The sequence below is a fragment of the Hyphomicrobiales bacterium genome (assembly GCA_030688605.1).
Lineage (GTDB): Bacteria > Pseudomonadota > Alphaproteobacteria > Rhizobiales > NORP267 > JAUYJB01.
On the sequence record JAUYJB010000168.1, the window covers coordinates 1 to 21,200 of the forward strand.

At 66.7% G+C, this 21,200-nt stretch carries 22 protein-coding genes and 1 tRNA gene; 14 read left to right on the forward strand and 9 right to left on the reverse strand.

Annotated elements, in window-relative coordinates:
• On the forward strand, positions 1–565 hold a 565-nt coding region (locus Q8P46_17540; protein MDP2621951.1), incomplete at its 5' end, for a methyl-accepting chemotaxis protein.
• Between the two features lie 44 nt (positions 566–609).
• Here Q8P46_17540 and ccrA read toward each other — a convergent pair.
• Positions 610–1,902 carry a crotonyl-CoA carboxylase/reductase gene (ccrA, locus tag Q8P46_17545; protein ID MDP2621952.1) on the reverse strand — a complete coding sequence of 431 codons (1,293 nt, stop codon included), beginning with the start codon at positions 1,900–1,902 and terminating at the stop codon, positions 610–612.
• 197 nt (positions 1,903–2,099) lie between these two features.
• Between ccrA and Q8P46_17550 the strand changes: the two genes are divergently transcribed.
• Positions 2,100–2,660: an STM3941 family protein gene (locus Q8P46_17550; protein MDP2621953.1), complete on the forward strand. Its 561-nt coding sequence runs from the start codon at positions 2,100–2,102 to the stop codon at positions 2,658–2,660.
• Positions 2,661–2,836: 176 nt separating this feature from the next.
• Positions 2,837–3,190: a hypothetical protein gene (locus Q8P46_17555; protein ID MDP2621954.1), complete on the forward strand. Its 354-nt coding sequence runs from the start codon at positions 2,837–2,839 to the stop codon at positions 3,188–3,190.
• Between the two features lie 351 nt (positions 3,191–3,541).
• On the opposite strand, the gene dps is transcribed toward Q8P46_17555, so the two are convergent.
• On the reverse strand, positions 3,542–4,120 hold the full coding sequence (gene dps, locus Q8P46_17560) for a DNA protection during starvation protein (protein MDP2621955.1): 579 nt from the start codon (positions 4,118–4,120) through the stop codon (positions 3,542–3,544).
• Between the two features lie 219 nt (positions 4,121–4,339).
• Here dps and Q8P46_17565 point away from each other — a divergent pair, with 219 nt between their 5' ends.
• Together Q8P46_17565 and Q8P46_17570 are read left to right on the forward strand one after the other, a co-directional pair.
• The gene (locus tag Q8P46_17565; GenBank protein ID MDP2621956.1) at positions 4,340–6,328 is read left to right on the forward strand and encodes a protein meaA; all 1,989 of its coding nucleotides are present in this window, start codon (positions 4,340–4,342) and stop codon (positions 6,326–6,328) included.
• 53 nt (positions 6,329–6,381) lie between these two features.
• The gene (locus Q8P46_17570) at positions 6,382–7,317 is read left to right on the forward strand and encodes an AEC family transporter (GenBank protein ID MDP2621957.1); all 936 of its coding nucleotides are present in this window, start codon (positions 6,382–6,384) and stop codon (positions 7,315–7,317) included.
• Positions 7,318–7,321: 4 nt separating this feature from the next.
• Here Q8P46_17570 and Q8P46_17575 read toward each other — a convergent pair whose 3' ends face one another.
• The 3 genes from Q8P46_17575 to gluQRS form a co-directional block, all read right to left on the reverse strand.
• A complete protein-coding gene (locus Q8P46_17575; GenBank protein ID MDP2621958.1) occupies positions 7,322–8,395 on the reverse strand; it encodes an AbrB family transcriptional regulator in 1,074 nt (357 codons plus the stop codon).
• A gap of 158 nt (positions 8,396–8,553) precedes the next feature.
• Positions 8,554–9,192, reverse strand: coding sequence for a hemolysin III family protein (locus Q8P46_17580; protein MDP2621959.1), 639 nt, complete (start codon positions 9,190–9,192; stop codon positions 8,554–8,556).
• Between the two features lie 120 nt (positions 9,193–9,312).
• Positions 9,313–10,200, reverse strand: coding sequence for a tRNA glutamyl-Q(34) synthetase GluQRS (gene gluQRS / locus Q8P46_17585; GenBank protein MDP2621960.1), 888 nt, complete (start codon positions 10,198–10,200; stop codon positions 9,313–9,315).
• A gap of 56 nt (positions 10,201–10,256) precedes the next feature.
• Here gluQRS and Q8P46_17590 point away from each other — a divergent pair, with 56 nt between their 5' ends.
• Together Q8P46_17590 and Q8P46_17595 are read left to right on the forward strand one after the other, a co-directional pair.
• Positions 10,257–10,901, forward strand: coding sequence for a DNA-3-methyladenine glycosylase 2 family protein (locus tag Q8P46_17590; protein ID MDP2621961.1), 645 nt, complete (start codon positions 10,257–10,259; stop codon positions 10,899–10,901).
• Between the two features lie 106 nt (positions 10,902–11,007).
• A complete protein-coding gene (locus Q8P46_17595; protein MDP2621962.1) occupies positions 11,008–11,565 on the forward strand; it encodes an HNH endonuclease in 558 nt (185 codons plus the stop codon).
• A 182-nt stretch (positions 11,566–11,747) separates the two neighbouring features.
• Here Q8P46_17595 and Q8P46_17600 read toward each other — a convergent pair whose 3' ends face one another.
• The 3 genes from Q8P46_17600 to Q8P46_17610 all read right to left on the reverse strand — a co-directional run bounded on the left by Q8P46_17600 (position 11,748) and on the right by Q8P46_17610 (position 13,674).
• Positions 11,748–12,278, reverse strand: a complete 531-nt coding sequence (locus Q8P46_17600; protein ID MDP2621963.1) for a disulfide bond formation protein B — start codon at positions 12,276–12,278, stop codon at positions 11,748–11,750.
• The gene (locus Q8P46_17605) at positions 12,275–12,856 is read right to left on the reverse strand and encodes a YqaA family protein (protein ID MDP2621964.1); all 582 of its coding nucleotides are present in this window, start codon (positions 12,854–12,856) and stop codon (positions 12,275–12,277) included. Before Q8P46_17605 ends, Q8P46_17600 begins: the two co-directional genes overlap by 4 nt.
• 137 nt (positions 12,857–12,993) lie before the next feature.
• Positions 12,994–13,674 carry a hypothetical protein gene (locus tag Q8P46_17610; GenBank protein ID MDP2621965.1) on the reverse strand — a complete coding sequence of 227 codons (681 nt, stop codon included), beginning with the start codon at positions 13,672–13,674 and terminating at the stop codon, positions 12,994–12,996.
• A 185-nt stretch (positions 13,675–13,859) separates the two neighbouring features.
• Between Q8P46_17610 and Q8P46_17615 the strand changes: the two genes are divergently transcribed.
• The 5 genes from Q8P46_17615 to Q8P46_17635 all read left to right on the forward strand — a co-directional run bounded on the left by Q8P46_17615 (position 13,860) and on the right by Q8P46_17635 (position 18,448).
• On the forward strand, positions 13,860–14,579 hold the full coding sequence (locus Q8P46_17615) for a response regulator (GenBank protein MDP2621966.1): 720 nt from the start codon (positions 13,860–13,862) through the stop codon (positions 14,577–14,579).
• Positions 14,576–16,030 carry an ATP-binding protein gene (locus tag Q8P46_17620; GenBank protein ID MDP2621967.1) on the forward strand — a complete coding sequence of 485 codons (1,455 nt, stop codon included), beginning with the start codon at positions 14,576–14,578 and terminating at the stop codon, positions 16,028–16,030. Before Q8P46_17615 ends, Q8P46_17620 begins: the two co-directional genes overlap by 4 nt.
• Positions 16,031–16,096: 66 nt before the next feature.
• Positions 16,097–16,183, forward strand: a tRNA-Leu gene (locus Q8P46_17625).
• 64 nt (positions 16,184–16,247) lie between these two features.
• The gene (locus tag Q8P46_17630; GenBank protein ID MDP2621968.1) at positions 16,248–17,312 is read left to right on the forward strand and encodes a D-alanyl-D-alanine carboxypeptidase family protein; all 1,065 of its coding nucleotides are present in this window, start codon (positions 16,248–16,250) and stop codon (positions 17,310–17,312) included.
• A gap of 11 nt (positions 17,313–17,323) precedes the next feature.
• A complete protein-coding gene (locus Q8P46_17635) occupies positions 17,324–18,448 on the forward strand; it encodes a GTP-binding protein (protein MDP2621969.1) in 1,125 nt (374 codons plus the stop codon).
• Here the strand turns inward: Q8P46_17635 and Q8P46_17640 are convergent.
• A complete protein-coding gene (locus Q8P46_17640; GenBank protein ID MDP2621970.1) occupies positions 18,445–18,666 on the reverse strand; it encodes a sulfurtransferase TusA family protein in 222 nt (73 codons plus the stop codon). The two genes, Q8P46_17635 and Q8P46_17640, sit on opposite strands and share 4 nt — an antisense overlap.
• A 149-nt stretch (positions 18,667–18,815) precedes the next feature.
• Here Q8P46_17640 and Q8P46_17645 point away from each other — a divergent pair, with 149 nt between their 5' ends.
• Together Q8P46_17645 and Q8P46_17650 are read left to right on the forward strand one after the other, a co-directional pair.
• Positions 18,816–20,615 (forward strand): long-chain-acyl-CoA synthetase, encoded by a 1,800-nt coding sequence (locus Q8P46_17645; GenBank protein MDP2621971.1) that lies wholly within the window; start codon positions 18,816–18,818, stop codon positions 20,613–20,615.
• Positions 20,616–20,628: 13 nt separating this feature from the next.
• The gene (locus Q8P46_17650) at positions 20,629–21,189 is read left to right on the forward strand and encodes a DUF924 family protein (protein MDP2621972.1); all 561 of its coding nucleotides are present in this window, start codon (positions 20,629–20,631) and stop codon (positions 21,187–21,189) included.
• Positions 21,190–21,200: the final 11 nt, after the last annotated feature.

Here is a 21,200-nt window from a genome sequence, read left to right on the forward strand (position 1 = left end):
CGAGGCGAACAAGACCACCAAGACCATGCGCGGCCTGTCCGACGCCGCCAACCGCATCGGCGAGGTCGTCGGCCTGATCCAGGACATCGCCGAGCAGACCAATCTCCTGGCGCTCAACGCGACCATCGAGGCGGCCCGCGCGGGCGAGGCCGGGCGCGGCTTTGCGGTCGTCGCCAGCGAGGTCAAGGCGCTGGCCACCCAGACGGCCAAGGCGACCGAGGAAATCTCCATGCAGATCAAAGAGATCCAAGGCACCGCCGGGGCCGCGGCGGAGGCCATCACCACCGTCGACCGGGTGATCACGGAAATGTCGCGGATCGCCGAGCTGGTCGCCAGCGCCGTCCAAGAGCAGCACGCGGTGATCGGGCAGATCGCCGAGAATGTCAGCCGCGCCGCCGACCGCTCGCGCTCGGGCGTCAAAAACATGTCGGAAGTGAACGCCGCCGCCGAGGAGACAGGCGAAACCGCCGAGCAGCTGAAGGCGCTCGCCGGCGCGCTCACCGAAGAGGCCGACGCGCTGCGCGCCAATGTCGACCAGTTCCTCGGCGAGGTCAGGGTGGCATAAGGCGACGGCTTGACCCGGAAGCGACGGAACCGCAGGTGCGCAGTTCAGCCCTGTGCCAGGCTCGCCTCGATCGTGTCCTCGAACGAGCGCAGGCCGGTCGCTGGCGCGTTGACCAGCACCGCCATGTTGCCGGGCAGGTGCTCGTTCTTCCACATCTTGGTGTGCGCCTTGGGGATCTGCGCCCAGGGGAAGACCTCCGACATGCACGGGTCGAGGCGGTGTTCGAGGACGAACTTGTTGGCTTCGCTCGCCTGCTTCAGATGGGCGAAATGCGAGCCCTGGATGCGCTTCTGGCGCATCCACACATAGCGCGCGTCGAAGGTGATGTTGTAGCCGGTGGTGCCGGCGCAGAAGACAACCATGCCGCCGCGCTTGGCGACGAGGCAGGAGACCGGGAAGGTCGCTTCGCCCGGATGCTCGAAGACGATGTCGACATCGATGCCCTTGCCGGTAATTTCCCAGATCGCCTTGCCGAAGCGGCGCGCCTCCTTGGCCCATGCGGAATATTCCTCGCTGCCGACCTGGGGCATCTGCCCCCAGCAGGAAAAATCCTTGCGGTTGACGACGCCGCGGGCGCCGAGCTGCATGACGAAGTCGCGCTTTTCCTCGTCGGAGATGACGCCGATGGCGTTGGCGCCGGCGGCCGCGCAAATCTGCACCGCCATCGAGCCGAGCCCGCCCGAGCCGCCCCACACCAGCACATTGTCGCCGGGGCTCAAGATGTGCGGGGCATGGCCGAACAGCATCCGGTAGGCGGTCGCCAGCGTCAGCATGTAGCAGGCCGATTCCTCCCAGGTCAGATGCATCGGCCGCGGCATCAGCTGCTGCGCCTGGACGCGGCAGAACTGGCCGAAGGAGCCATCCGGCGTCTCGTAGCCCCAGATGCGCTGCGACGGCGAGAACATCGGGTCGCCGCCATTGCATTCCTCGTCGTCGCCGTCGTCCTGGTTGCAGTGGATGACGACCTCGTCGCCGACCTTCCAGCGGGCCACCTTGGAGCCGACCGCCCAGACGACGCCCGCGGCGTCGGAGCCGGCGACGTGGTAGGGGTTCTTGTGGCCGTCGATGGTCGAGACCGGCTTGCCGAGCGCCGCCCAGATGCCGTTGTAATTGACGCCGGCGGCCATCACCAAAACCAGCACCTCGTGGCTGTCGAGGCGCCAGGTCGGGACCACCTCGACCTGCATGGAGTCTTCCGGCGGCCCGTGGCGGTCCTGGCGGATGCACCAGGCATACATCGACTTCGGCACATGGCCGAGCGGCGGGATCTCGCCGATCTCGTAAAGATCCTTCTTGGGAGCGTCATACGCGACGGGGTGCGCCAGAACTTCGCTCATGGCCATTCTCGAATTCTCCGTCGTCGTCCTTGGGCCGCGCTAGTGCCGCCATCGAAGCCGGCCGATCGGGGACGCATGGTATGATCGCCGGCGCGGAACGCGCAAGCGATTTTTTTGCAGTGCAGCAAAGGCGGGCCGCCGCGCGTGGCGTCGCGACAACAGCGAGCGAAGGGGCGAAAAGGAGCGTTTGGGTGCGAATGGACAAGGCCAGTGACACGGCCGGCGCGGCTGGCGAGACGGCCGCCTTCGGCTATAGCCACGTGAAGACCGCGGCCTTCGCCTTCATCCTGGCGGTGTTGACCCTGGTGCCGCTGGGAGCGGCGTTCAGCGGCGAGGCGCAGCTCGGCTTCGCCGCGCTGTTGACCATGACGGCCGGCTTTTTCGGCGTCTGGATGATCGGCATGCTGGCGCGGCTCGCCTGGCGCGGGCCGGTGCTGATCGTCTCTCGCCACGGGATTGCGGACCGGCGAATCGGGCCGAAGGTGATCCCCTGGGAGCGGGTGCGCCAGATTTACGTCTTTCGCGCCCGCTCGCAGGTCTATCTCGCCGTGGTGCCGGACGACCCGGAGGCGTACATCGATCCGCCGGGCCCGTTCGAGAAGCTGTCGCTGTGGGTCAGCGACGCGCTCAGGCTGCCGCGCTTCTCGTTGCCGCTGATGGGGCTCGACGCCACCCAGCGGGCCATCATGATGGCGCTAAGAAGGCACATGCCGCCCGGCGTCTACCAAGAGCCGGAAAGGCTGCCGCGCGGTCTGTGAGCGGCGTTTTCCGGCACTCCGTTAGGCGATCCGGGCTTTGCCGGCCGATTTACCGGCGTTTAAGACTTTGTTAAGCTTCAAAAAATGCAGAACGAGGAGGGGCGGACCGATGTTTCGGTCCGGGCGCAAGCTGCCGGCCGATATTGGCTGCGGGCGCTTCGGGGGGGGGATTCACCGTGAGCAAACACAACATCATAGCCGCCCTCGTCGCCGGAGTCTTGCTGGGCCTCGTCCTGTGGTGGCCGGCGGATGCCGCAGCGCAGGACGATTGCGAAAAGCTCTTCGATCAATTCACGGACAGCTATGTCGACGGCAGCGAGCTGACCTTCACCGGCACGATGGAGGACATCGATCAGGTGGGCAGCCTCTCTACCTTCTTCGTCGATTATGGATGCGACGAGGCCTATGTTGAGTATGAAAGCCAACCGGGCTGCGGCGAGGGTGCGCGGGTGACCGTCGTCGGGGTCGTTGTCGACGTCGATATCTTCGACGTGGTCGAGGCGCACCGGGTGATCTGCGCCGGCAACTGACGAATCGGAGCGCTCGCCAGCCGCCTGCGGCGTTCCACGAAGGAAGCACCGTCGGGTTGGGTAATCGCTCAGTCCTCGCTGACCAGAACGCCGACGCGGCGAACCCGCGCGAAAACCTCGCTTCCGTGCGGGGCGCGGGCGAATGTGGCGGTCTCGTCCCGGCCGGCGCGGGCGCAGGCCCAATGCCGGCCGCCATACCAGGGGTAGGAGCCCGTGACGTCGTAAACGGACCCCGCATGGGCGACCAGGACCGGCCGGCCGGGAACCGCTCCATTAAATTCGGCGAGGCTCTTCGCCGTGAAGACTTTCAGCGGCGCCGAATCCTTCTGTTCGTCCTGCCCGCTCAGCAGACTAGCGCGACAGGGGCTTCAGGAATTTCGACGTGTAGGGCGAGTTCTCGCCGCCCGGCCGCAGGAAATGCCCGCTCGGCCCATTGCCGAGGAACTCCTGGAACCAGGCTTCGTGCTCGATCTCCTCGTGCAGGATGGCAAGCGACAGATCGTAGGTGCGGTGATCCTTTCCGGCGGTGATGTTGCAGACGTGCGTGTAGCCGCGCACCGCGCACTGCTCGGCCTTGAGCAGCACCGTGACCATGGCCTTCATGTCGGTCGGGTTCTTGGGCAGGGACGCCGGCGGGCAGGCCGACATGTCGTGAAAGTCCTTCATGTTCGCCGGCAGGTCGCCGCCGAGCTCGTAAATGCGCGGCACCAGCGCCTCGAAATGGTTACGGTCCTCGATGCGCGCATCCTCGACGATCTCCTTGAGGCCCTCGCCCTCGAAGCCGATAAGGTTCGTGCGCAGGATCGTGTAATAGTAATAGGTGGTGAGCTCCGCCGCGGCGTTGCGGATCAGGAGATCGAGCAGCTCGTCGACGTTGACGCCTGCTTTTTCGACCATCTCGCGGGCAACGGTTTTGGTCTTGTGGGCCATGACAGTCCTCCTCTGTGCCGGTACGGGGTTGGATTAGCCGGCCATAGTAACGCAACCGTTCAACTTAGCGTAAGCGCCAGAAGGCAAACAAGTGGAGGCGATGGCGGGATTCCGCGACCATTCGCTCCGCCGCCGCGCCGGGGCCTCCGGTTTGCGTCGCAAAACGGGCCGTGATAGGTCACAATCGGCGGCCGAATGTGACCAGCCAAGGCGCGTTTCATGAGCGAACGGGAAGCGACGGCGAAGCGGGACAAGCCCTGGATCTTCCGCACCTATGCGGGCCATTCGACGCCGGCCGAATCCAACCGCCTCTACCGCTTGAACCTCGCCAAGGGCCAGACCGGCCTGTCCGTCGCCTTCGACCTGCCGACCCAGACCGGCTACGACCCCGACCATCGGCTTTCCAAGGGCGAGGTCGGCAAGGTCGGCGTGCCGATCGCCCATCTCGGCGATTTGCGGGCGCTTTTTACCGGCATCCCGCTTGCCAAGATGAACACTTCGATGACCATCAACGCCACCGCCGCCTGGCTGTTGGCGCTCTATGTGGCGCTCGCCGACGAGCAGGGGGCGGACCGCAGGAAGCTTTCCGGCACCACCCAGAACGACATCATCAAGGAGTATCTGTCGCGCGGCACCTATGTGTTCCCGCCCGCCCCGTCGATGCGGCTGACCAAGGACGTCATCGTCTATGCGCATAAGGAGCTGCCGCGCTGGAACCCAATCAATGTCTGCTCCTATCATCTGCAGGAAGCGGGCGCGACCCCGGTGCAGGAGCTTGCCTTCGCGCTCGCTGCCGCGATCGCCATCCTCGACGCGGTGAAGGCCTCCGGCGAGGTGCCGGAGGCCGAATTTCCGCGCCTCGTCGGCCGCATCTCCTTCTTCGTCAACGCCGGGCTGCGCTTCGTCACCGAGATGTGCAAGATGCGCGCCTTCGCCGAGCTGTGGGACGAGATCACGTTTCAGCGCTACGGCGTCAGGGAACAGAAGTACCGCCGCTTCCGCTACGGCGTTCAGGTCAACTCGCTGGGGCTGACCGAGCAGCAGCCGGAAAACAATGTCCACCGCATCCTCATCGAGGCGCTCTCCGTGGTGCTGTCGAAGAAGGCCCGCGCCCGCGCCGTGCAGCTTCCGGCCTGGAACGAGGCGCTCGGCCTGCCGCGCCCCTGGGACCAGCAATGGTCGCTCAGATTGCAGCAGATCCTCAGCCTTGAGACCGACCTTCTGGAGTTCGGCGACCTGTTCGACGGCTCGCCCGAGATAGCGGCCAAGGTCGCGGCGCTGAAGGACGAGGCGCGCGAGGAGCTTGCGCGCATCGAGGAGATGGGCGGCGCGGTGGCCGCCGTTGAATCGAGCTACATGAAGGCGGCCCTCGTCGAATCGAACGCGCGCCGCGTCGCGCGGATCGAATCCGGCGAGCAGACCGTCGTCGGCGTCAACGCCTTCACCGAGACCGAGCCCTCGCCGCTTTCGACCGGCGACGGCGACTTCCAGGTCATCGGGCCGGAGGTCGAGCGCGAGGCGGTGGAGAAGATCGAGGCCTGGCGGGCCGCGCGGGACGCAAAGGCGGTCGAGACGGCGTTGAAGGACTTGCGCGCGGCGGCCAAGGAGGGGCGCAACGTGATGGAGCCCTCCATCGCCTGCGCCAAGGCGGGCGTCACCACCGGCGAGTGGGGTCAGGCGCTGCGCACGGTCTATGGCGAGTACCGGGCACCTACCGGTGTCTCCAAGACCGCCCGGCAGGTCGGCGACGAGGGGCTCGAAAAGGTGCGCAAATCCGTCGAGGCGGCCTCGCACAGGCTCGGGCGCCGGCTCAAGGTGCTGATCGGCAAGCCCGGCCTCGACGGCCATTCCAACGGCGCCGAGCAGATCGCTGTCCGTGCCCGCGACTGCGGCATGGAGGTCGTCTATGACGGCATCCGCCTGACGCCGGCCGAGATCGTCGATGCCGCGGCCAGGGAGGGCGCGCACGTGGTCGGCTTGTCGGTGCTGTCGGGTGGCCACGCGGCGCTGGTCAAGGAGGTAATGCGGCACATGCGCGCGAAAGGCCTTTCCGGTGTGCCGGTGATCGTCGGCGGCATCATCCCGGCGGAGGACGCGCCGGCTCTGAAGAAGGCGGGCGTCGCCGCGGTCTATACGCCGAAGGATTTCAAGCTCAACGCCATCATGGCCGACATCGTCCGGCTGGCGGAGCGGTGGGCGGGTTCATGACGCGGCGCGAGAGGCCGGGCTTCTCTTTGCGGTCGTGAATCGGGAACCGCCCGATGCAGGCGCTCGTCAATATCGTGCTTCCGGTATTCGGGCTGATGGCGGTCGGCTATGCCGCGAGCTGGGTGCGGCTGTTGCCCGAAGGCGCGATCACCGGGCTTGCCAGCTATGTCTTCAACCTGGCGATCCCGCTTCTGGTGTTCCGCACCGTCAGCGCCGGCAGCCTTCCCGACGTCTCGCCCTGGGCCTATTGGGGCGCCTATTTTTTCGGCGCCGCCGCCACCTGGGGACTGACGAGCCTCGCCGCACGGTTCGTCCTCGGCGCCGACCCGCTGCGCGCCGGCGTCGGCGGCTGCGCCGGCGCCTATTCGAACACCGTCCTGCTCGGCCTGCCCTTGGTGCTGACCGCCTTCGGCGATGCCGGCGCGATACCCTTGTTTCTGCTGATTTCGGTGCATCTGCCGGTGATGATGGTCGCCGGCATCCTGGTCGGCGAGGCGGCCGGCCAAGGCGACAGCGACAAGCGCAAGCTTGCCGCCGATACGGCGCTGGCGGTCGTGACCAACCCGATTATCATCGGTATCGCTCTGGGCCTCTTGTGGCGGCTTTCCGGCCTCGTGATGCCGGGGGCCGCGGAAAAGATCGTCGATTCCATCGCCGATACGGCGGTCCCCTGCGCGCTTATCGCCATGGGGCTGACGCTGCGGCGCTACGGCATCGGCGGCGATTTGAAGCTGACCGCGGTCATCGTCACCGCCAAGCTTGTCGTCCACCCGCTTCTGGTGCTGCTGGCGGCCCGCCTGTTCGGCCTGCCGCCGGTGTGGGCCGGCGTCGCGGTGCTGTTCGCGGCCGCCCCCTCGGGCATCACCTCCTACGTCGTTGCGACCCGCTACAACACCGCCATCGGCGCGGTCTCCAGCGCCATCCTCATCGGCACCGGCCTGGCGCTGTTCACCAACGCCGCCGTGCTGGCGATCGTGGTGACGCCTTAAGCCCCTATTCCGGCGCGCCCGCCAGCCGCCCGCGCAGCCACACGGCGAGGCTGTAGAGATATTGCGTGCCGAGATTGACCACGACGACGCGGAACACGTGGAAGGCGACGACCACCGGCACGCCGACCTGGAGCGCCTGGGCGACGATGGTCATCTCCGGCATCCCGCCCGGCGCGGTGGCGAGGATCATGGTGGCGATCGGCAGGCCGAACGCCCAGGCGAGGAAGATGGCGACGATCACCGAGGCGAGGAGGACGAAGGCGGAATTGAGGATGGCGAAGGGCAGGAACAGCTTGTAGCGCACGAAAAAGGCACGTTCGTAGCGCGCGCCCAGCACCAGGCCGAACATGAGCTGGGCGAAATCCGTCATCCACCACGGCACGGCGGAAAGGGAAACGCCGCTCACCACCAGCGCCGCGCCGAGAAAGATCGGTGTCAGCAGGTGGCCGTTCTGCAAGCCGAGACGCTCCGACGCTGCGCCCAGCGCATAGCCGACGGCAAGCCACACCGCGAGGACCGGAAAGTCGAGCGGAAGCTGCGGCTTGTAAGGCGAGAACTCCATCGGGATGCCGCCATAGGTGAGCGCGAAGGGAACGGTCAGGACGACGATGGAGACGCGCAGGCTGTGGGCGATCGCCACCGGCGGGATCTGGGCGCCGTGGCGGTCGGCGAGCACCGCCATGGCCATGGCCCCGCCGGGGATCGAGGCGAAGAACGAGGACTTGCCGTCGACGCCGGAGACGCGGCTCAAGGTCAGCGCGCCGAGGCCGCCGATCAGGAACGCCGAGGCCGTGGACAGCACGATGGCGCCCAGATGGGAGCTCAGCGCGGCTAACACCGGCGGCGTGAAATAGAGCGACACCGAGGAGCCGATGATGACCTGGCCCAACTGGCGGGCATAGGGCGGCGGGGTGACGGTGACGCCCATCAGATTGACCGCGGCGATGGCGACCATCGGCCCGATCATCCACGGCACCGGCGTGTCCAGCCAGTCGAACAGGAAGCCCGCCGGGATGCCGATCGCCAGCGCCCGCGCCATGCCGGGAAGGCGTTCGCGCAGGCCGGGAGGTTGGGTCATGGGGCGCTTCTTTGCATCGACAAGAGGCGGGCGGGCGGCGGCATATTAGAGGCTAAATGGGCGAGGGGGAATTGCGCCTTGGGCCATAGCAGACATATCGAAAAGCTTCACCTCGCCCGCCGGGACGGGGGTCCGTTCGCGCTTAAGCCGGCGGCGCGTCAGACCAGGATCGTGGCGTCGAGGATGGCGGCGTAGTGCACGCCCGCGGCAATGAGGACGAAGCCGTGCCATATGGCGTTGTGGTAGGGCAGGCGACGCCAGAGATGAAACAGCACGCCGAGCGTATACAAGACCCCGCCGACGACGATGAGGACCAGGGCGAGCGTGGGAACGGCGGCGGCCAGCGGCTTGAGCGTGACCAGCACCGCCCAGCCCTGAGCGAGATACAGCGCGAGCGATATCCGCTCGAACGCGCGGGGCAAAAACAGCTTTGCCGCCGCGCCGAAAAGAGCGATCGCCCACACCGCCGACAGGAGGCCGATCCCCCAGGCGCCGCCCATGTTCAGGAGCGCGAACGGGGTGTAGGTGCCGGCGATCATCACGAAGATCGCGGCGTGGTCGAGGCGGCGGAAAAGCTCCTTGGCCTTTCCCTTCCGGATCAGATGATAGGCGGCCGAGCAGGCGAACATCGCCACCAGGCCGGCGCCATAGACCGCGAGCGGAACCAGCGACAAGGCAGGCAGCATTTGGCCCGCGACGATCATCAGCGTGACGGCGGCAGCCAGGCTCGCGGTGACGCCCAACAGGTGCATGCAGCCGTCGGCCACCCGCTCGCCGAGACTGTATTCGACAATCATGAAAAGATGTCCCCGCAGTTCGGTACGAACAATCGGGAGCGCCCGAGTGCCCTGACTGGGTTCAAACAATAGCGGCCTTGTGTGACCGAATTCTGACCATGATCCAATTGCCCGGCCGGCTCAAGGTTTGTATGCCGCAAACCCCAGCCTTTGCCGCAGCTCCTCGGCGCTCATGCCGGCCTCGCGCAGGGCGCGTAGGCTGGTGTCGCGGGCGCTCTTGGCGAGCTTGCGGCCGGCGCCGTCGCGAATCAGGGCGTGGTGGCGGTAGCGGGGGGCGGGCAGGCCGAGCAAGGCCTGCAGGACGCGGTGGATGAAGGTGGCGTGGAACAGGTCCTGGCCGCGTGAGACATGGGTTATGCCTTGCAACGCGTCGTCGACCACGACGGCGAGGTGATAGCTCGTCGGCACCTCCTTGCGCGCGATTACCACGTCGCCCCAGCGCTGCGCCTCGACCCTGACCTCGCCGGTCTCGGCTGCAGGCCCGGCGCCTTCCTCGGTGAATGTCAGCGGACCGCCAGCGATCTTCTCGGCCGCGGCGACGGCGCGGGCCATGTCGAGGCGGAGCGCGAAGGGCGCCCCTTCCGATAGCCTTGCCTCCACGTCGCGCGGCGGGCGCCAGCGCCACAGACCGGGATAGAGCGGCGCGCCCTCCGGGTCGCGCGGCGAATCGAGCCGCGCCGCCGCCTCGATTTCGGCGCGGGTCGCAAAGCAGGGATAGACGAGGCCCAATTCCTGAAGCCGGGTCAGCGCCGCCCGGTAGTCGCCGAAATGCTCCGACTGGCGGCGCACCGGCTCCTCCCACGTCACGCCGAGCCAGGCGAGGTCCGCATAGATGCCCTCTTCGAACTCGGGCCGCGCCCTCCCGGTGTCAATGTCCTCGATGCGCAACACAAACCGCCCGCCGGCCGAGCGCGCGGCCATAGCCGTGAACAGGGCCGAGAAAGCGTGGCCGATATGCAATTCGCCGTTCGGGCTCGGCGCGAATCGGAAAACGGGTCGCTCTGGCATTGTCGTCATGGCTTGACTAGAGTCCCGCCGTCCTGAGCGGAGGCGTCACATTGACCATGCGCACCATAAAGAGCCAAGCCGACATCAGGGAAGGGCTCGATGCGCTCGCGCGCGCCGACCCGGTGATCGCCGCGGTGCGGGCGGAGACCGGCGAGGTGCCGCTCAACTGGTCGCAGCCGGGCTTCGCCGGCCTGGTGCAGATCATCATGGCGCAGCAGCTTTCGAAGTTCGCCGCCGAGGCGATCTGGCGCAGGCTTTGCGCGCGCGTGCGGCCGATGACGCCGGAGCGGCTTTCCCGCACCCGCGAGGCGACGCTGCGCGGCTGCGGCCTGTCGGCGGCCAAGGTCGCGACCGTGCGGGCGCTGGCGCAGGCGCTTCGCGCCGGCCAAGTCGATCTTGACGGAATCGACGGCCGGCCTGCCGAGGACGTTATCGACGAGCTGTGCCAGATCAAGGGAATCGGGCCGTGGACGGCGGAGCTTTATCTGCTTTTCGGCATCGGCCATGCCGACATCTGGCCGGCCGGCGACCTGGCGCTGCAGGTGGCGGTCGGCGAGGCGCTGGAGCTTGCCGAACGCCCCAATGCGCGGGCGGTGGCCGAGATCGCGGCGCGCTGGCGGCCGTGGAGGGGGGTTGCAGCGCGCCTGTTCTGGTCTTATTACCGCGTGCGGCGCGGAAATCGTGGCGGCGCGCCGGTGTGACGGGGCTGCGGCGGGCCGCCGCTTCACAAGCTCGTCACACTGTTGATAGACTGTCTCGCCGCGCAAAAAGACTGATTCGAGGTTTGAGTTTCAAGGGATTAACAGGGTGAACGTCGCCGTATCGCCGGAAACTTGTCCGGCGCTGATCTTGAACGCCGACTATCGGCCGCTGAGCTACTACCCGCTGTCGCTGTGGTCGTGGCAGGACGCGGTCAAGGCGGTGTTTCTCGATCGGGTCAACATCATTTCCGAATATGACCGGGCGGTGCACAGCCCCTCCTTCGAGATGCGCCTGCCCAGCGTCGTGTCGCTGAAGACCTATGTGAAGCCGGCGCGCTTCCCGGCCTTTACCCGATTCAACGTGTTCCTGCGCGACCGATTCACCTGCCAGTATTGCGGCGACAAGGACGAGCTCACCTTCGACCATCTGGTGCCGCGCTCGCGCGGCGGCCAGACCACCTGGGAGAATGTCGTCGCCGCCTGCGCGGTGTGCAATCTGCGCAAGGGCGGCAAGCTGCCGGGCGAGGCGCGCATGTGGCCGGGGCAGAAGCCGTTCAGGCCCTCCGTCTACCAGCTGCACAATAACGGAAGGCTGTTCCCGCCCAACTATCTGCACGAAAGCTGGCTCGACTATCTCTATTGGGACAGCGAGCTGGAGCCGTAAGCCGCGCGGCTTGCCAATTGACCTCCATTCTTCGTCGTCCCCGCGCAGGCGGGGACCTATTGGCGGTGCACGTCGTGCATGCCTGAGACAATGGGCGATCGAGCCGGTTTTTGGCTCGGGCCAATGGATTCCCGCTTTCGCGGGAATGATGATGACCGGAGCGAGCTGGAGCCGTAAGCGGCTTAAGCGCGCCGGCTGGCGCTCAGCGCCCAGCCGAGCAGCGCCGCCATCGCCAGCGAAATCAGCGCGTTGTAACCGGCGAGCGACAGGCCGAAGAGGCTCCATGTCACCTCGTCGCAGGGGACGACGCGGGTGCGCTGCATCTGTTCCAAGAGGCCGGCCGCGCTCTGCGGCGCGCCGGCGCCCGTGATGCAACTGCTGGGCCCCGCCCACCAGTGCCACTCGACGCCGGCATGATAGGCAGCCAGCGCCGCCCCGCCGAGAAACAGAAGGGCGGCGAGGGCGAGCAGGATGCGCGCAACACCGGCAGAACCGGCGGTCAACAGCCAGATCAGCGCCACGGCGGTCAGCGGCAGGCCGACATAGTGGACCTGGCGCTGCTGCAGACATAGCGGGCAGGGCACGACATCGGCGAAGGTCTGCAGCCCCCAGGCGCCGGCGAGGATGGCGACGCCGGCGACGAGCACGATGCTGGCGGCAAGCACCAGGGGGCGTGTTTGCAGACCGAGCGACAGCATTCGGAGTGGTCTCAAAAAACGTACCTAACGAGCAGAAAACCACCGAACAGGGCAATGAAAAACAACGTGACCAGGAGACCGAGGCGGCGTTCGATGAAGCTGCGGATCTCCGGCCCGAGCCAGTAGAGCAGGCCGCAGACGAGGTAGAAACGCAAGCCCCGGGCAATGATGCTTGCCACCATGAACACCGGGAAGCTCAGGCCGGTGACGCCGCTGGCGATGGTGATCACCTTGTAGGGGAACGGCGTGATGCCGGCGAACAGCACGATCCACGCCCCAAAGGCGTTGTATCTGTCGGCGAAGGCGGCGAAGCGGTCGCCATAGCCGTAGAAGCTGAGGATCGGCTGGCCAACCGCCTCGTACAGGCCCCAGCCGATGAAATAGCCCAGCGCCCCGCCAACCACCGAGGCGACGGTGGCAAGCCCGGCGAAGACGAAGGCCCGCCGGCGCTCGGCGAGCGTCATCGGGATCAGCATCACGTCGGGAGGGATCGGGAACACCGAGCTCTCGACGAAGGAAACCAGAATGAGCGCCCAGACCGCGTGTCGGTGGGCGGCGAGCTCCAGGACACGGTCATAGAGGCGGCGCAGCATCGCCGAGCTAGTTACGCTGCCGCGCCGGGCTTGTCCATAAGGCGATGGAGGGGGCAAGGCGGGCATAAAGAGGCGGGCGCGCGTCCGGGGCGATGACCGCGCGCCCACCCCTCGGCGGGAGGCCGAGGAATCAATAATTATCTGTTGTCGTCGTGGTGGTGCCTATGGCCCCAGGCAAAGCGGGACCGAGACCGGTCGTCACGCGACAGGGCGCCGTCGTCATCGCGGTCGAGCCTTTCGACCAGGCCGGCCGTCGGACGATCGAACTCCTCCTTGGTGATCGCCGCGTCGCCATCGGGATCGTGCATCTGGAAGGCGCGCACGGTCATCGGCTTGGTGATTTCTTGCAGCAGGCCCTCGAACTCGTCGAGGCTCAGCTTGCCGTCGGAATTGGCATCGTAGCGCGTGAACCGCGCGTCACGATAGGCATTGATCTCGGCCTGAGTGAGCTTTCCGTTCTTGTCGGCGTCGGCCTCCTCGAACATAAGCCCCATCATGGTGCCGGAATGGCCGGCGCCGGGGCCGAAGCCGGGACCGAACGCGCCGCTAGGGCCGCGGTCGCCGCGCCACATGGGATGATCGCCGCGGGGGCCGGAACCGTCCATGTGGCGACCGGGGCCATAGCTGGGACCGTAGCCGGGTCCGGAGTCGCCCATCATGTGCTGGCCGGGCCCGTAACCGCCCATCATTTGGCCATAAGAGCCGTAGCCCGGCCCGTAGCCGCGCGGCGGGTCCGCCTGGACGGCACCGATGATGGCGACACTGCCCAAGAGCCCGGCCAGGGTCCCTGCGAGAATGAGTTTCCTGTTTCTGGTCATGTTGAGATTCCTTCATCGAATTGCGTTGCGTTTGCCACTCGGCGCTCAAGATATGGCGCCGAGCTGTCGCAAAACTATGAGAGGATGGCCGCCCAATGGTCACGCCCCTTGCCAAGGCGGCCTATTGACAGATCTTGTTACATTTTTTCTTCCCCTGAGCCGTCGGCCAAGGCTAACTCAGACGCATGAGCGAGACGCCGCACATACTCGTTGTCGACGATCACCGCGACATCCGGGATCTGTTGGCGCGCTATCTGTCGAAGAACGGCCTCAGGGTCAGCGCCGCCGACGGCGCCGCCGCGGCGCGCCGCACGCTTAAAGGCGCGGCCATCGACCTCATCGTGCTCGACATCATGATGCCGGGGGAGGATGGGCTTAGCCTGTGCCGGCACTTACGCGAAACCACGGACCTGCCGGTGATCCTGCTCACCGCCATGGCCGAAGACACCGACCGGGTGGTGGGGCTCGAGATCGGCGCCGACGACTATCTGACCAAGCCGTTCAACCCGCGCGAGCTGTTGGCGCGTATCAAGGCGGTACTGCGGCGCACCCACGCGCTGCCGCCGAGCCGCGAGCCGCGGCCGGCCGGCGAGATCAGCTTCGACCGCTGGCGGCTCGTTCCGGCGAGGCGCGAGCTGGTCGATGAGAATGGTGTCAGCGTGGCGCTCTCCACCGGCGAGTTCCGGCTTCTGAGCGCGCTTCTGGAGCGGCCGGGGATGGTGCTGTCGCGCGAGCAGATCCTCGACATCACGCGCGGGCGCGGCGCGGCGCCCTTCGACCGCAGCGTCGACAACCAGGTGAGCCGGCTGCGCCGCAAGATCGAACGCGATCCGGCCAATCCGGCCTTGATCAAGACCGTGTGGGGCGGCGGCTACACCTTCGCAGCGCCCGTGGAACGGTCATGAGGCTGTGGCCGAAAAGCCTTGCCGGCCAGCTTACGGCGACGCTGGTGCTGGCGCTGTTCGTCGCCCAGACCGTGGCCATCGTGCTGTTCGCCAACGAGCGCACCCGCGCGGTGCGCACCGCCTACAGGGAGAATGTGGTGGTCCGAGCGGCCTCGCTGGTGCGCCTCCTGGAGGACACCCCACCGTCGCTGCACGAACGCATCCTCGACGCGGCAACCTCGCAGCTGGTCCGCTTTACGCTGTCCACGGAACCTGTGCTGCCGGAGGACGCCGGCGATTTGCGCACCCAGCGCCTGGCGCGCGATATGGCGATCGCCGTGGGCATCCGTCCGGAGCGCCTGCGGGTTGCGCTGACCCGCGAGGTCTTCGACCCCGGCGAGCCGTTCGGGCCGCGCCATAGGGACATGCCGATGATGCACGGCATGGAGGAGGATGATGACGGTCCGCTGCTCCGCCGCCCGCCCATGCCGCGCGGCCAGCAGACGTTACGCCAGGTGCGCTGGATCGCCTTCTCGATCGCCATGCCGGGAGGCCAATGGCTCAACGGCGTCACCGGGCCGCCGCCGTTGCCGCCGCCCTTCGGCTTGAGTTTCGTCGTATCGCTGCTGTTATCGGCGACGGCGGCGAGTCTGGCTGGCCTCGTGGTCGCCCGGCGCATTACCCGGCCGATGCGCGAGCTGACGCTGGCCGCCGACCGGCTCGGCCGCGGCGAGCGCGTCGAGCCGCTTCCCGAGCGCGGGCCCGAGGAGGTGGTCCGCGGCACCCGCGCCTTCAACGAAATGCACGCCCGTCTCGACCGCTTCATCCGCGACCGCACGCAGATGCTGGCGGCGATCTCGCACGATCTCAGAACGCCGATCACCAGCCTTCGGCTGCGCGCCGAGCTGGTCGAGGACAAGGAAGCGCAGGCCAAGCTCATCGAGACCCTCGACGAGATGCAGCGCATGGTCGAGGCGACGCTCGCCTTCATTCGCGCCGAGGGCAGCGGCGAGGAGACCCGCGAGGTCGATCTGACCGCGCTCGTGGAAAGCCTTGCCGATGACCTCGGCGAGCTCGACCACAAGGTGACGGTGGCGACGGCTGAGCGGATGGTCGTGCGCTGCCGGCCGGACGGTGTGCGCCGGGCGTTGCGCAACGTGATCGAGAACGCGGTTGCCTATGGCGGTGCCGCGCAGATCAGGTTGGAGGCCGGGCCGGACCAGGCGCGAATCGTCGTCGAGGATGGCGGCCCGGGCCTTCCGGAAGAGGATCTGGAGCGTGTGTTCGAGCCGTTCGTGCGCGGCGAGGCCTCGCGCAGTCGCGAAACCGGCGGCATCGGCCTGGGACTGGCTATCGCACGGACCATCCTGCGCGGCCACGGCGGCAACGTCACGCTGGAAAACCGCGCCGAGGGCGGCCTGCGGGCGATTCTGGCGCTGCCGATGCGCGCGGCATCCGCCGGTTCAAACTAATTTGATCTAACCCGTTCGGCGGGTTGACCGGGCCCATTGGCTCGCTATGATCGACGCGCCGGGAGAGCCCCTGTGGCGGAATTGGTAGACGCGACAGACTCAAAATCTGTTGCCCGCAAGGGCGTGCTGGTTCGACTCCGGCCAGGGGCACCAACAGCCGGGAAGGCCTACGCCCTTGGCGGGTTTTGAGCGGGGCTGAACGTGAGCTGACGGGGCAATGCGCCGAACCGCAACTCTATTCTTCACCTTATGGGCGATGCTGGCAGTGGGGGCGGCAGACGCCGGCCCGGTGCTGCTGTTCGATGCCAAGACGGGCAATGTGCTGTATGCCAGGGAGGCGATGGCGCCGTGGGCCCCCGCCTCTCTGACCAAGCTGATGACCGCCTATGTGACGTTTCGCGCCATTCGCGACGAGCGGCTCAAGGAGGATCAGCGCATCCCCTGCTCCGCCGAGGCACATGCGCAGCCGCCGAGCAAGCTCGGCCTGCCGACCGGCGCCACGATTGACGTCAAAACGGCGCTTAAGGCGCTCATCGTCATGTCGGCGAACGACGTCGCGGTGATGCTCGCCGAGGCGGTATCGGGCTCGGTCGAAAAATTCGTCGCCGAGATGAACGCGATCGCGCTCGAGTTGGGCATGACCGGGACCTATTTCACCAATCCGCATGGCCTGCCGGCCGCGCACCAGATGACCACGGCGCGCGATATCGGGCTGCTCACCCGCGCACTGATTCGCGATTTCCCGGAATATGACGGGCTGTTCGGGCTGGAGAGCATCAAGATCGGCAAGCGGACGGTGCGCTCGCACAACAAGATGCTCGGCCAGTTCAACGGCGCTGACGGTATGAAGACCGGCTATATCTGCGCCTCCGGCTACAATCTCGTCGCCAGCGCCACCCGCGGCAAGCGCCGCGTGGTCGCCGTCGTTCTCGGCGCCAAGTCGGGCAATGCACGCCGCGCGGAAGCCGCCGACCTCTTGGAGCGCGGGTTCCAGGATGCGTGGTGGAAGGGGATCAATCCGAAAAAGCTCGAAGATTTGTCGCCACCCTACGAATATGGGTTGCTGCCGGAGCATATGGGCCCGGTGGTGTGCAGGGGCCGCTATTCTGACGGCGAGGATGCCTACGCGGTCGACGCCAAGCTGCGCGCGCAGCTCGAGGCGGAAAAGATCACCCAGATCGCCAAGGCGCCCCGGCTCGTCAGCGCCTCGACCGTCAATCCGATGATCGATCCCGGCCCGGAAAGCGACGTGCCGATCCCGACCCTGCGGCCCGACCGCTAGGCCAAGCCGCCATGAGCCCGAGTGAGCCAGGGGAGGCGCGGACGCCGATCCCGGTCAGCGTGCTGACCGGCTTTCTCGGCAGCGGCAAGACCACCCTGCTGAACGCGCTGCTCAAGGACGCGGCGCTCGCCAACACTGCCGTGATCCTCAACGAGTTCGGCGAGATCGGCCTCGACCACCTGCTGGTCGAGACGGCGGACGAGGGCATCGTCGAGCTGTCTTCGGGATGTCTGTGCTGCACCATCCGCGGCGACCTCATCAATACGCTGGAAGGGCTGCTGCGCAAGCGCGACAATCACCGCATCAAGCCATTCGACCGGGTGGTCATCGAGACCACCGGGCTCGCCGACCCGGCGCCGGTGCTGCACACCATCATGGCGCATCCCTATCTGGTGCTGCGCTACCGGCTCGACGGGGTGATTACCACGGTCGACGCGGTCAACGGCGCGGCAACCCTTAATGCCCACGAAGAATCGGTCAAGCAGGCGGCGGTCGCCGACCGCGTCGTGCTGACCAAGACCGACCTGATGGAGGCCGCGGCCGCGGCGCTGGCGGCGCTCAAGGCGCGGCTGTCGGCCCTCAATCCGGCCGCCCCCATCCTCGATGCCGCAAAAGGCGAGGCGCGGGCGGCGAGGCTGTTCGAGGCCGGGCTCTACAATCCGGCGACCAAGCACCCGGACGTCGCCCGCTGGCTTGCCGAGGAGGCCTATCAGGCCGGGCACGGGCGCGAGCACGATCACGCGCGCGATGACGTCAACCGCCATGACGAGCACATTCGCGCCTTCACGGTGGCGATCGACGAGGCGGTTTCGCTGTCGGCGCTGGAGATGTTTCTCGACCTTCTGCGCGGCATGCACGGGCCCAATCTGTTGCGGCTGAAAGGTGTCGTGCGGCTCAAGGACGACCCCGACCGGCCGCTCGTGGTGCACGGCGTGCAGCACGTGTTTCACCCGCCGGTGCGGCTCGACGCCTGGCCCGACGCCGACCGCCGCACCCGGATGGTGCTGATCACCCGGGACGTGGAGCGCGACAAGGTCATGGGACTCCTGGAAGCGCTCGCCGGGCAACCCAAGGTCGATACCGCAAGCCCCGACGTGCTTGCCGACAATCCCCTGTCGCTGCGCCGTGATCGCTAGGCCTTGCGGATGGTGAAAATGTAGACGCCGTCGGCCTGGCTCTGAGCCACGAGCTCGTGGCCGGTCTCGTTGCAGAAATGCGGAAAATCGATGATGGCGGCGGGATCCGTCGCCTCGACCGTCAGTAAGGTGCCCGAGGGCAGGCGCGCGAGTGCCTTGCGCGCCTTGAGCACCGGTATCGGGCATAACAGCCCCTTGACGTCGAGCGTCTCGTCCATGCCCTTGACCCGAACGTTCCGTCCGCGAGCTCGTCCTTCGCCCGCGGCGTTGTGTTTGTCAATGCGCGGGGCGGAAGCCACACTTTCTCGCCTTGCGTCGGGTGGAATGTTACCGTTCACCGCCGCTGTCGGAGCGGCGGGAGGAGCGCATGGGCCTTTTCAACCGTCTAAGAAGCGTTCTCGTCTATGTGGCCGGCGCGGTCAGGATCCTCAGGCGGCTGAGGAAGGTGGCGAACAACCCGCAGCGCACCTTCCCCGACGTGATGGACGACCTTGCGGCGCGATTTTCCGACCGGCCGGCGCTGATCAGCGATACGGAGCAGTTCACCTACCGCCAATATAACGAGCGCGCCAACCGCTACGCCCACTGGGCGCTGGAAAACGGCGTCGGGCAGGGCGAGACGGTGGCACTGTTCATGCGTAACCGGCCCGAATTCCTCGTCGTCTGGCTCGGCGTGGTGCGCGCCGGCGGGGTCTGTGCGCTGATCAACACCAATCTCACCGGCCAGGGTCTCGCCCATTGCCTGAACATCGTCCGACCGAAGCACATCATCGTCGGCGCCGATCTCTTGGCGGCCCTAAAGACGGCAGAGCCGCAATTGCTCCAGGCCGCGCGCGTTTGGGTCGCGGGCGCCGCCGCTTCCGGCAAGGACAGCATCGAAGCGGCGCTGGACCGGCAGCCGGCAACGCCGCTCGCGGACGGGCGCAAGCCCAAGCTCAGCAACGACGATCCGTGCCTTTACATCTACACCAGCGGGACCACCGGCCTGCCCAAGGCCGCCAACATCAACCACTACCGCGTCCAGGCGATCATGAACGGCTTTTCCGCGGCGATGAACGCGAGCAAGGACGACCGCATGTATGTCTGCCTGCCGCTCTACCATTCCTCAGGTGGCGTGCTCGCGGTCGGCTCGACCCTGACGGTGGGCGGCTCGGTGGTGATTCGGGAGTCTTTCTCGGCGCGCCATTTCTGGACCGACATCGTTCGCTACGACTGCACTCTGTTTCAATATGTCGGCGAGTTGTGCCGCTACCTGCTCAACAATCCCGTCAGCCCCGACGAGACCCGGCACAGGATCAGGCTCTGCTGCGGCAACGGGCTGAGGCCGGACATCTGGACCGCGTTCAAGACCCGCTTTCGCCTGCCGCACATCCTCGAATTCTACGGCGCCACGGAAGGCAACGTGGTGCTTTTCAACCTCGACGGGAAGGCGGGCACGGTGGGGCGCATCCCGACCTATCTGAGAAACCGTTTCGTGACCGAGATCATCCGTTTCGATCTGGAGAAGGAGGTGCCGGTGCGCGGCGAAGACGGATTCTGCATTCACGCCGAGCCGGGCGAGATCGGCGAGGTGATCGGCAAGGTGGTCAACGATCCGGCGCGGCCGAGCCAGCGTTTCGAGGGCTATGCGGACGCCACCGAGAACGAACGAAAGATTCTCCGCGACGTGTTCGAGAAGGACGATGTCTGGTTCCGCACCGGCGACCTGATGCGCCGCGACGAAGAAGGCTATTTCTATTTCATCGACCGCATCGGCGACACCTACCGCTGGAAAGGGGAGAATGTCGCGACCTCCGAGGTCAGCGAGGTGCTGACCGTGTTCCCCGGCATCCGCGATGCCAATGTCTATGGCGTCACGGTGCCCGGCTATGAGGGACGCGCCGGCATGGCGGCGCTGGTGGTCGACGACGGCATCGACCTTAAGGCGCTCTGCCGGCACGTCGCAGCACAACTTCCCCCCTTTGCCCGGCCGCTGTTCCTGCGCTTGCAGGAGAAGCCGGCGGCGACCATGACCTTCAAGCAGAAGAAGATCGATCTGGTGAAGGAGGGCTTTGACCCCGCAACCGTCGCAGATCCGCTCTATTTCAATGACCCGGAAGCCGGCACGTTTACGCCGCTCGATGCAGACCTCCATGCGCTAATCCGCGCCGGCAAGGTGCGACTTTAGGAAGGAGTTTGTCTTGAGCGAGCAATCCGAGCACCGAGCAGGGTCCGACGACATCGTCGAATTCTGGATTAAGTCCGGTCCGGACAAATGGTTCGAGAAGGACGAGGATTTCGACCGCGAAATCGCTCAGCGCTTCGGTGCCGTCCACGACGCGGCTGCGGCCGGCGCGTGCGATGATTGGCTGGAGAACGCGAAGGGCGCCATGGCGCTGGTCATTCTGCTCGACCAGTTTCCACGCAATATCTACCGCGACACGCCGCGGGCGTTTGCCGCCGACGCTAAGGCCCTTGCCGTCGCCAAGCAGGCGGTTGAGCGCGGTCTCGATCAGGCCTTCGAGCTGCCGCTGCGGCGGTTTCTCTATATGCCGTTCATGCATGCCGAAGACCCGGCCATGCAGCGGCGCTGCATCGAACTGTGCGAGGCGGCGGGCGACGAGAACGGGGTCAAACACGCGCGCGCCCACGCCGCGATCATCGAGCGCTTCGGCCGCTTTCCCCACCGCAACCGCATCCTCGGGCGCAAGACCCTTCCGGAGGAACAGCGGTTCCTCGACGAGGGCGGCTTTGCCGGCTGAGGCGCATGAGG

Excerpts from the sequence above, each read along its gene's own strand:
- ccrA (MDP2621952.1), bottom strand. The coding sequence starts at position 1,902 with ATGAGCGAAGTTCTGGCGCACCCCGTCGCGTATGACGCTCCCAAGAAG.
- Q8P46_17590 (MDP2621961.1), top strand. The coding sequence starts at position 10,257 with ATGCGCACCATAAAGAGCCAAGCCGACATCAGGGAAGGGCTCGATGCG.
- Q8P46_17605 (MDP2621964.1), bottom strand. The coding sequence starts at position 12,856 with ATGCTGCGCCGCCTCTATGACCGTGTCCTGGAGCTCGCCGCCCACCGA.
- Q8P46_17565 (MDP2621956.1), top strand. The coding sequence starts at position 4,340 with ATGAGCGAACGGGAAGCGACGGCGAAGCGGGACAAGCCCTGGATCTTC.
- Q8P46_17610 (MDP2621965.1), bottom strand. The coding sequence starts at position 13,674 with ATGACCAGAAACAGGAAACTCATTCTCGCAGGGACCCTGGCCGGGCTC.
- dps (MDP2621955.1), bottom strand. The coding sequence starts at position 4,120 with ATGGCCCACAAGACCAAAACCGTTGCCCGCGAGATGGTCGAAAAAGCA.
- Q8P46_17550 (MDP2621953.1), top strand. The coding sequence starts at position 2,100 with ATGGACAAGGCCAGTGACACGGCCGGCGCGGCTGGCGAGACGGCCGCC.
- Q8P46_17575 (MDP2621958.1), bottom strand. The coding sequence starts at position 8,395 with ATGACCCAACCTCCCGGCCTGCGCGAACGCCTTCCCGGCATGGCGCGG.
- gluQRS (MDP2621960.1), bottom strand. The coding sequence starts at position 10,200 with ATGCCAGAGCGACCCGTTTTCCGATTCGCGCCGAGCCCGAACGGCGAA.
- Q8P46_17620 (MDP2621967.1), top strand. The coding sequence starts at position 14,576 with ATGAGGCTGTGGCCGAAAAGCCTTGCCGGCCAGCTTACGGCGACGCTG.
- Q8P46_17645 (MDP2621971.1), top strand. The coding sequence starts at position 18,816 with ATGGGCCTTTTCAACCGTCTAAGAAGCGTTCTCGTCTATGTGGCCGGC.
- Q8P46_17570 (MDP2621957.1), top strand. The coding sequence starts at position 6,382 with ATGCAGGCGCTCGTCAATATCGTGCTTCCGGTATTCGGGCTGATGGCG.
- Q8P46_17615 (MDP2621966.1), top strand. The coding sequence starts at position 13,860 with ATGAGCGAGACGCCGCACATACTCGTTGTCGACGATCACCGCGACATC.
- Q8P46_17640 (MDP2621970.1), bottom strand. The coding sequence starts at position 18,666 with ATGGACGAGACGCTCGACGTCAAGGGGCTGTTATGCCCGATACCGGTG.
- Q8P46_17580 (MDP2621959.1), bottom strand. The coding sequence starts at position 9,192 with ATGATTGTCGAATACAGTCTCGGCGAGCGGGTGGCCGACGGCTGCATG.
- Q8P46_17635 (MDP2621969.1), top strand. The coding sequence starts at position 17,324 with ATGAGCCCGAGTGAGCCAGGGGAGGCGCGGACGCCGATCCCGGTCAGC.
- Q8P46_17630 (MDP2621968.1), top strand. The coding sequence starts at position 16,248 with ATGCGCCGAACCGCAACTCTATTCTTCACCTTATGGGCGATGCTGGCA.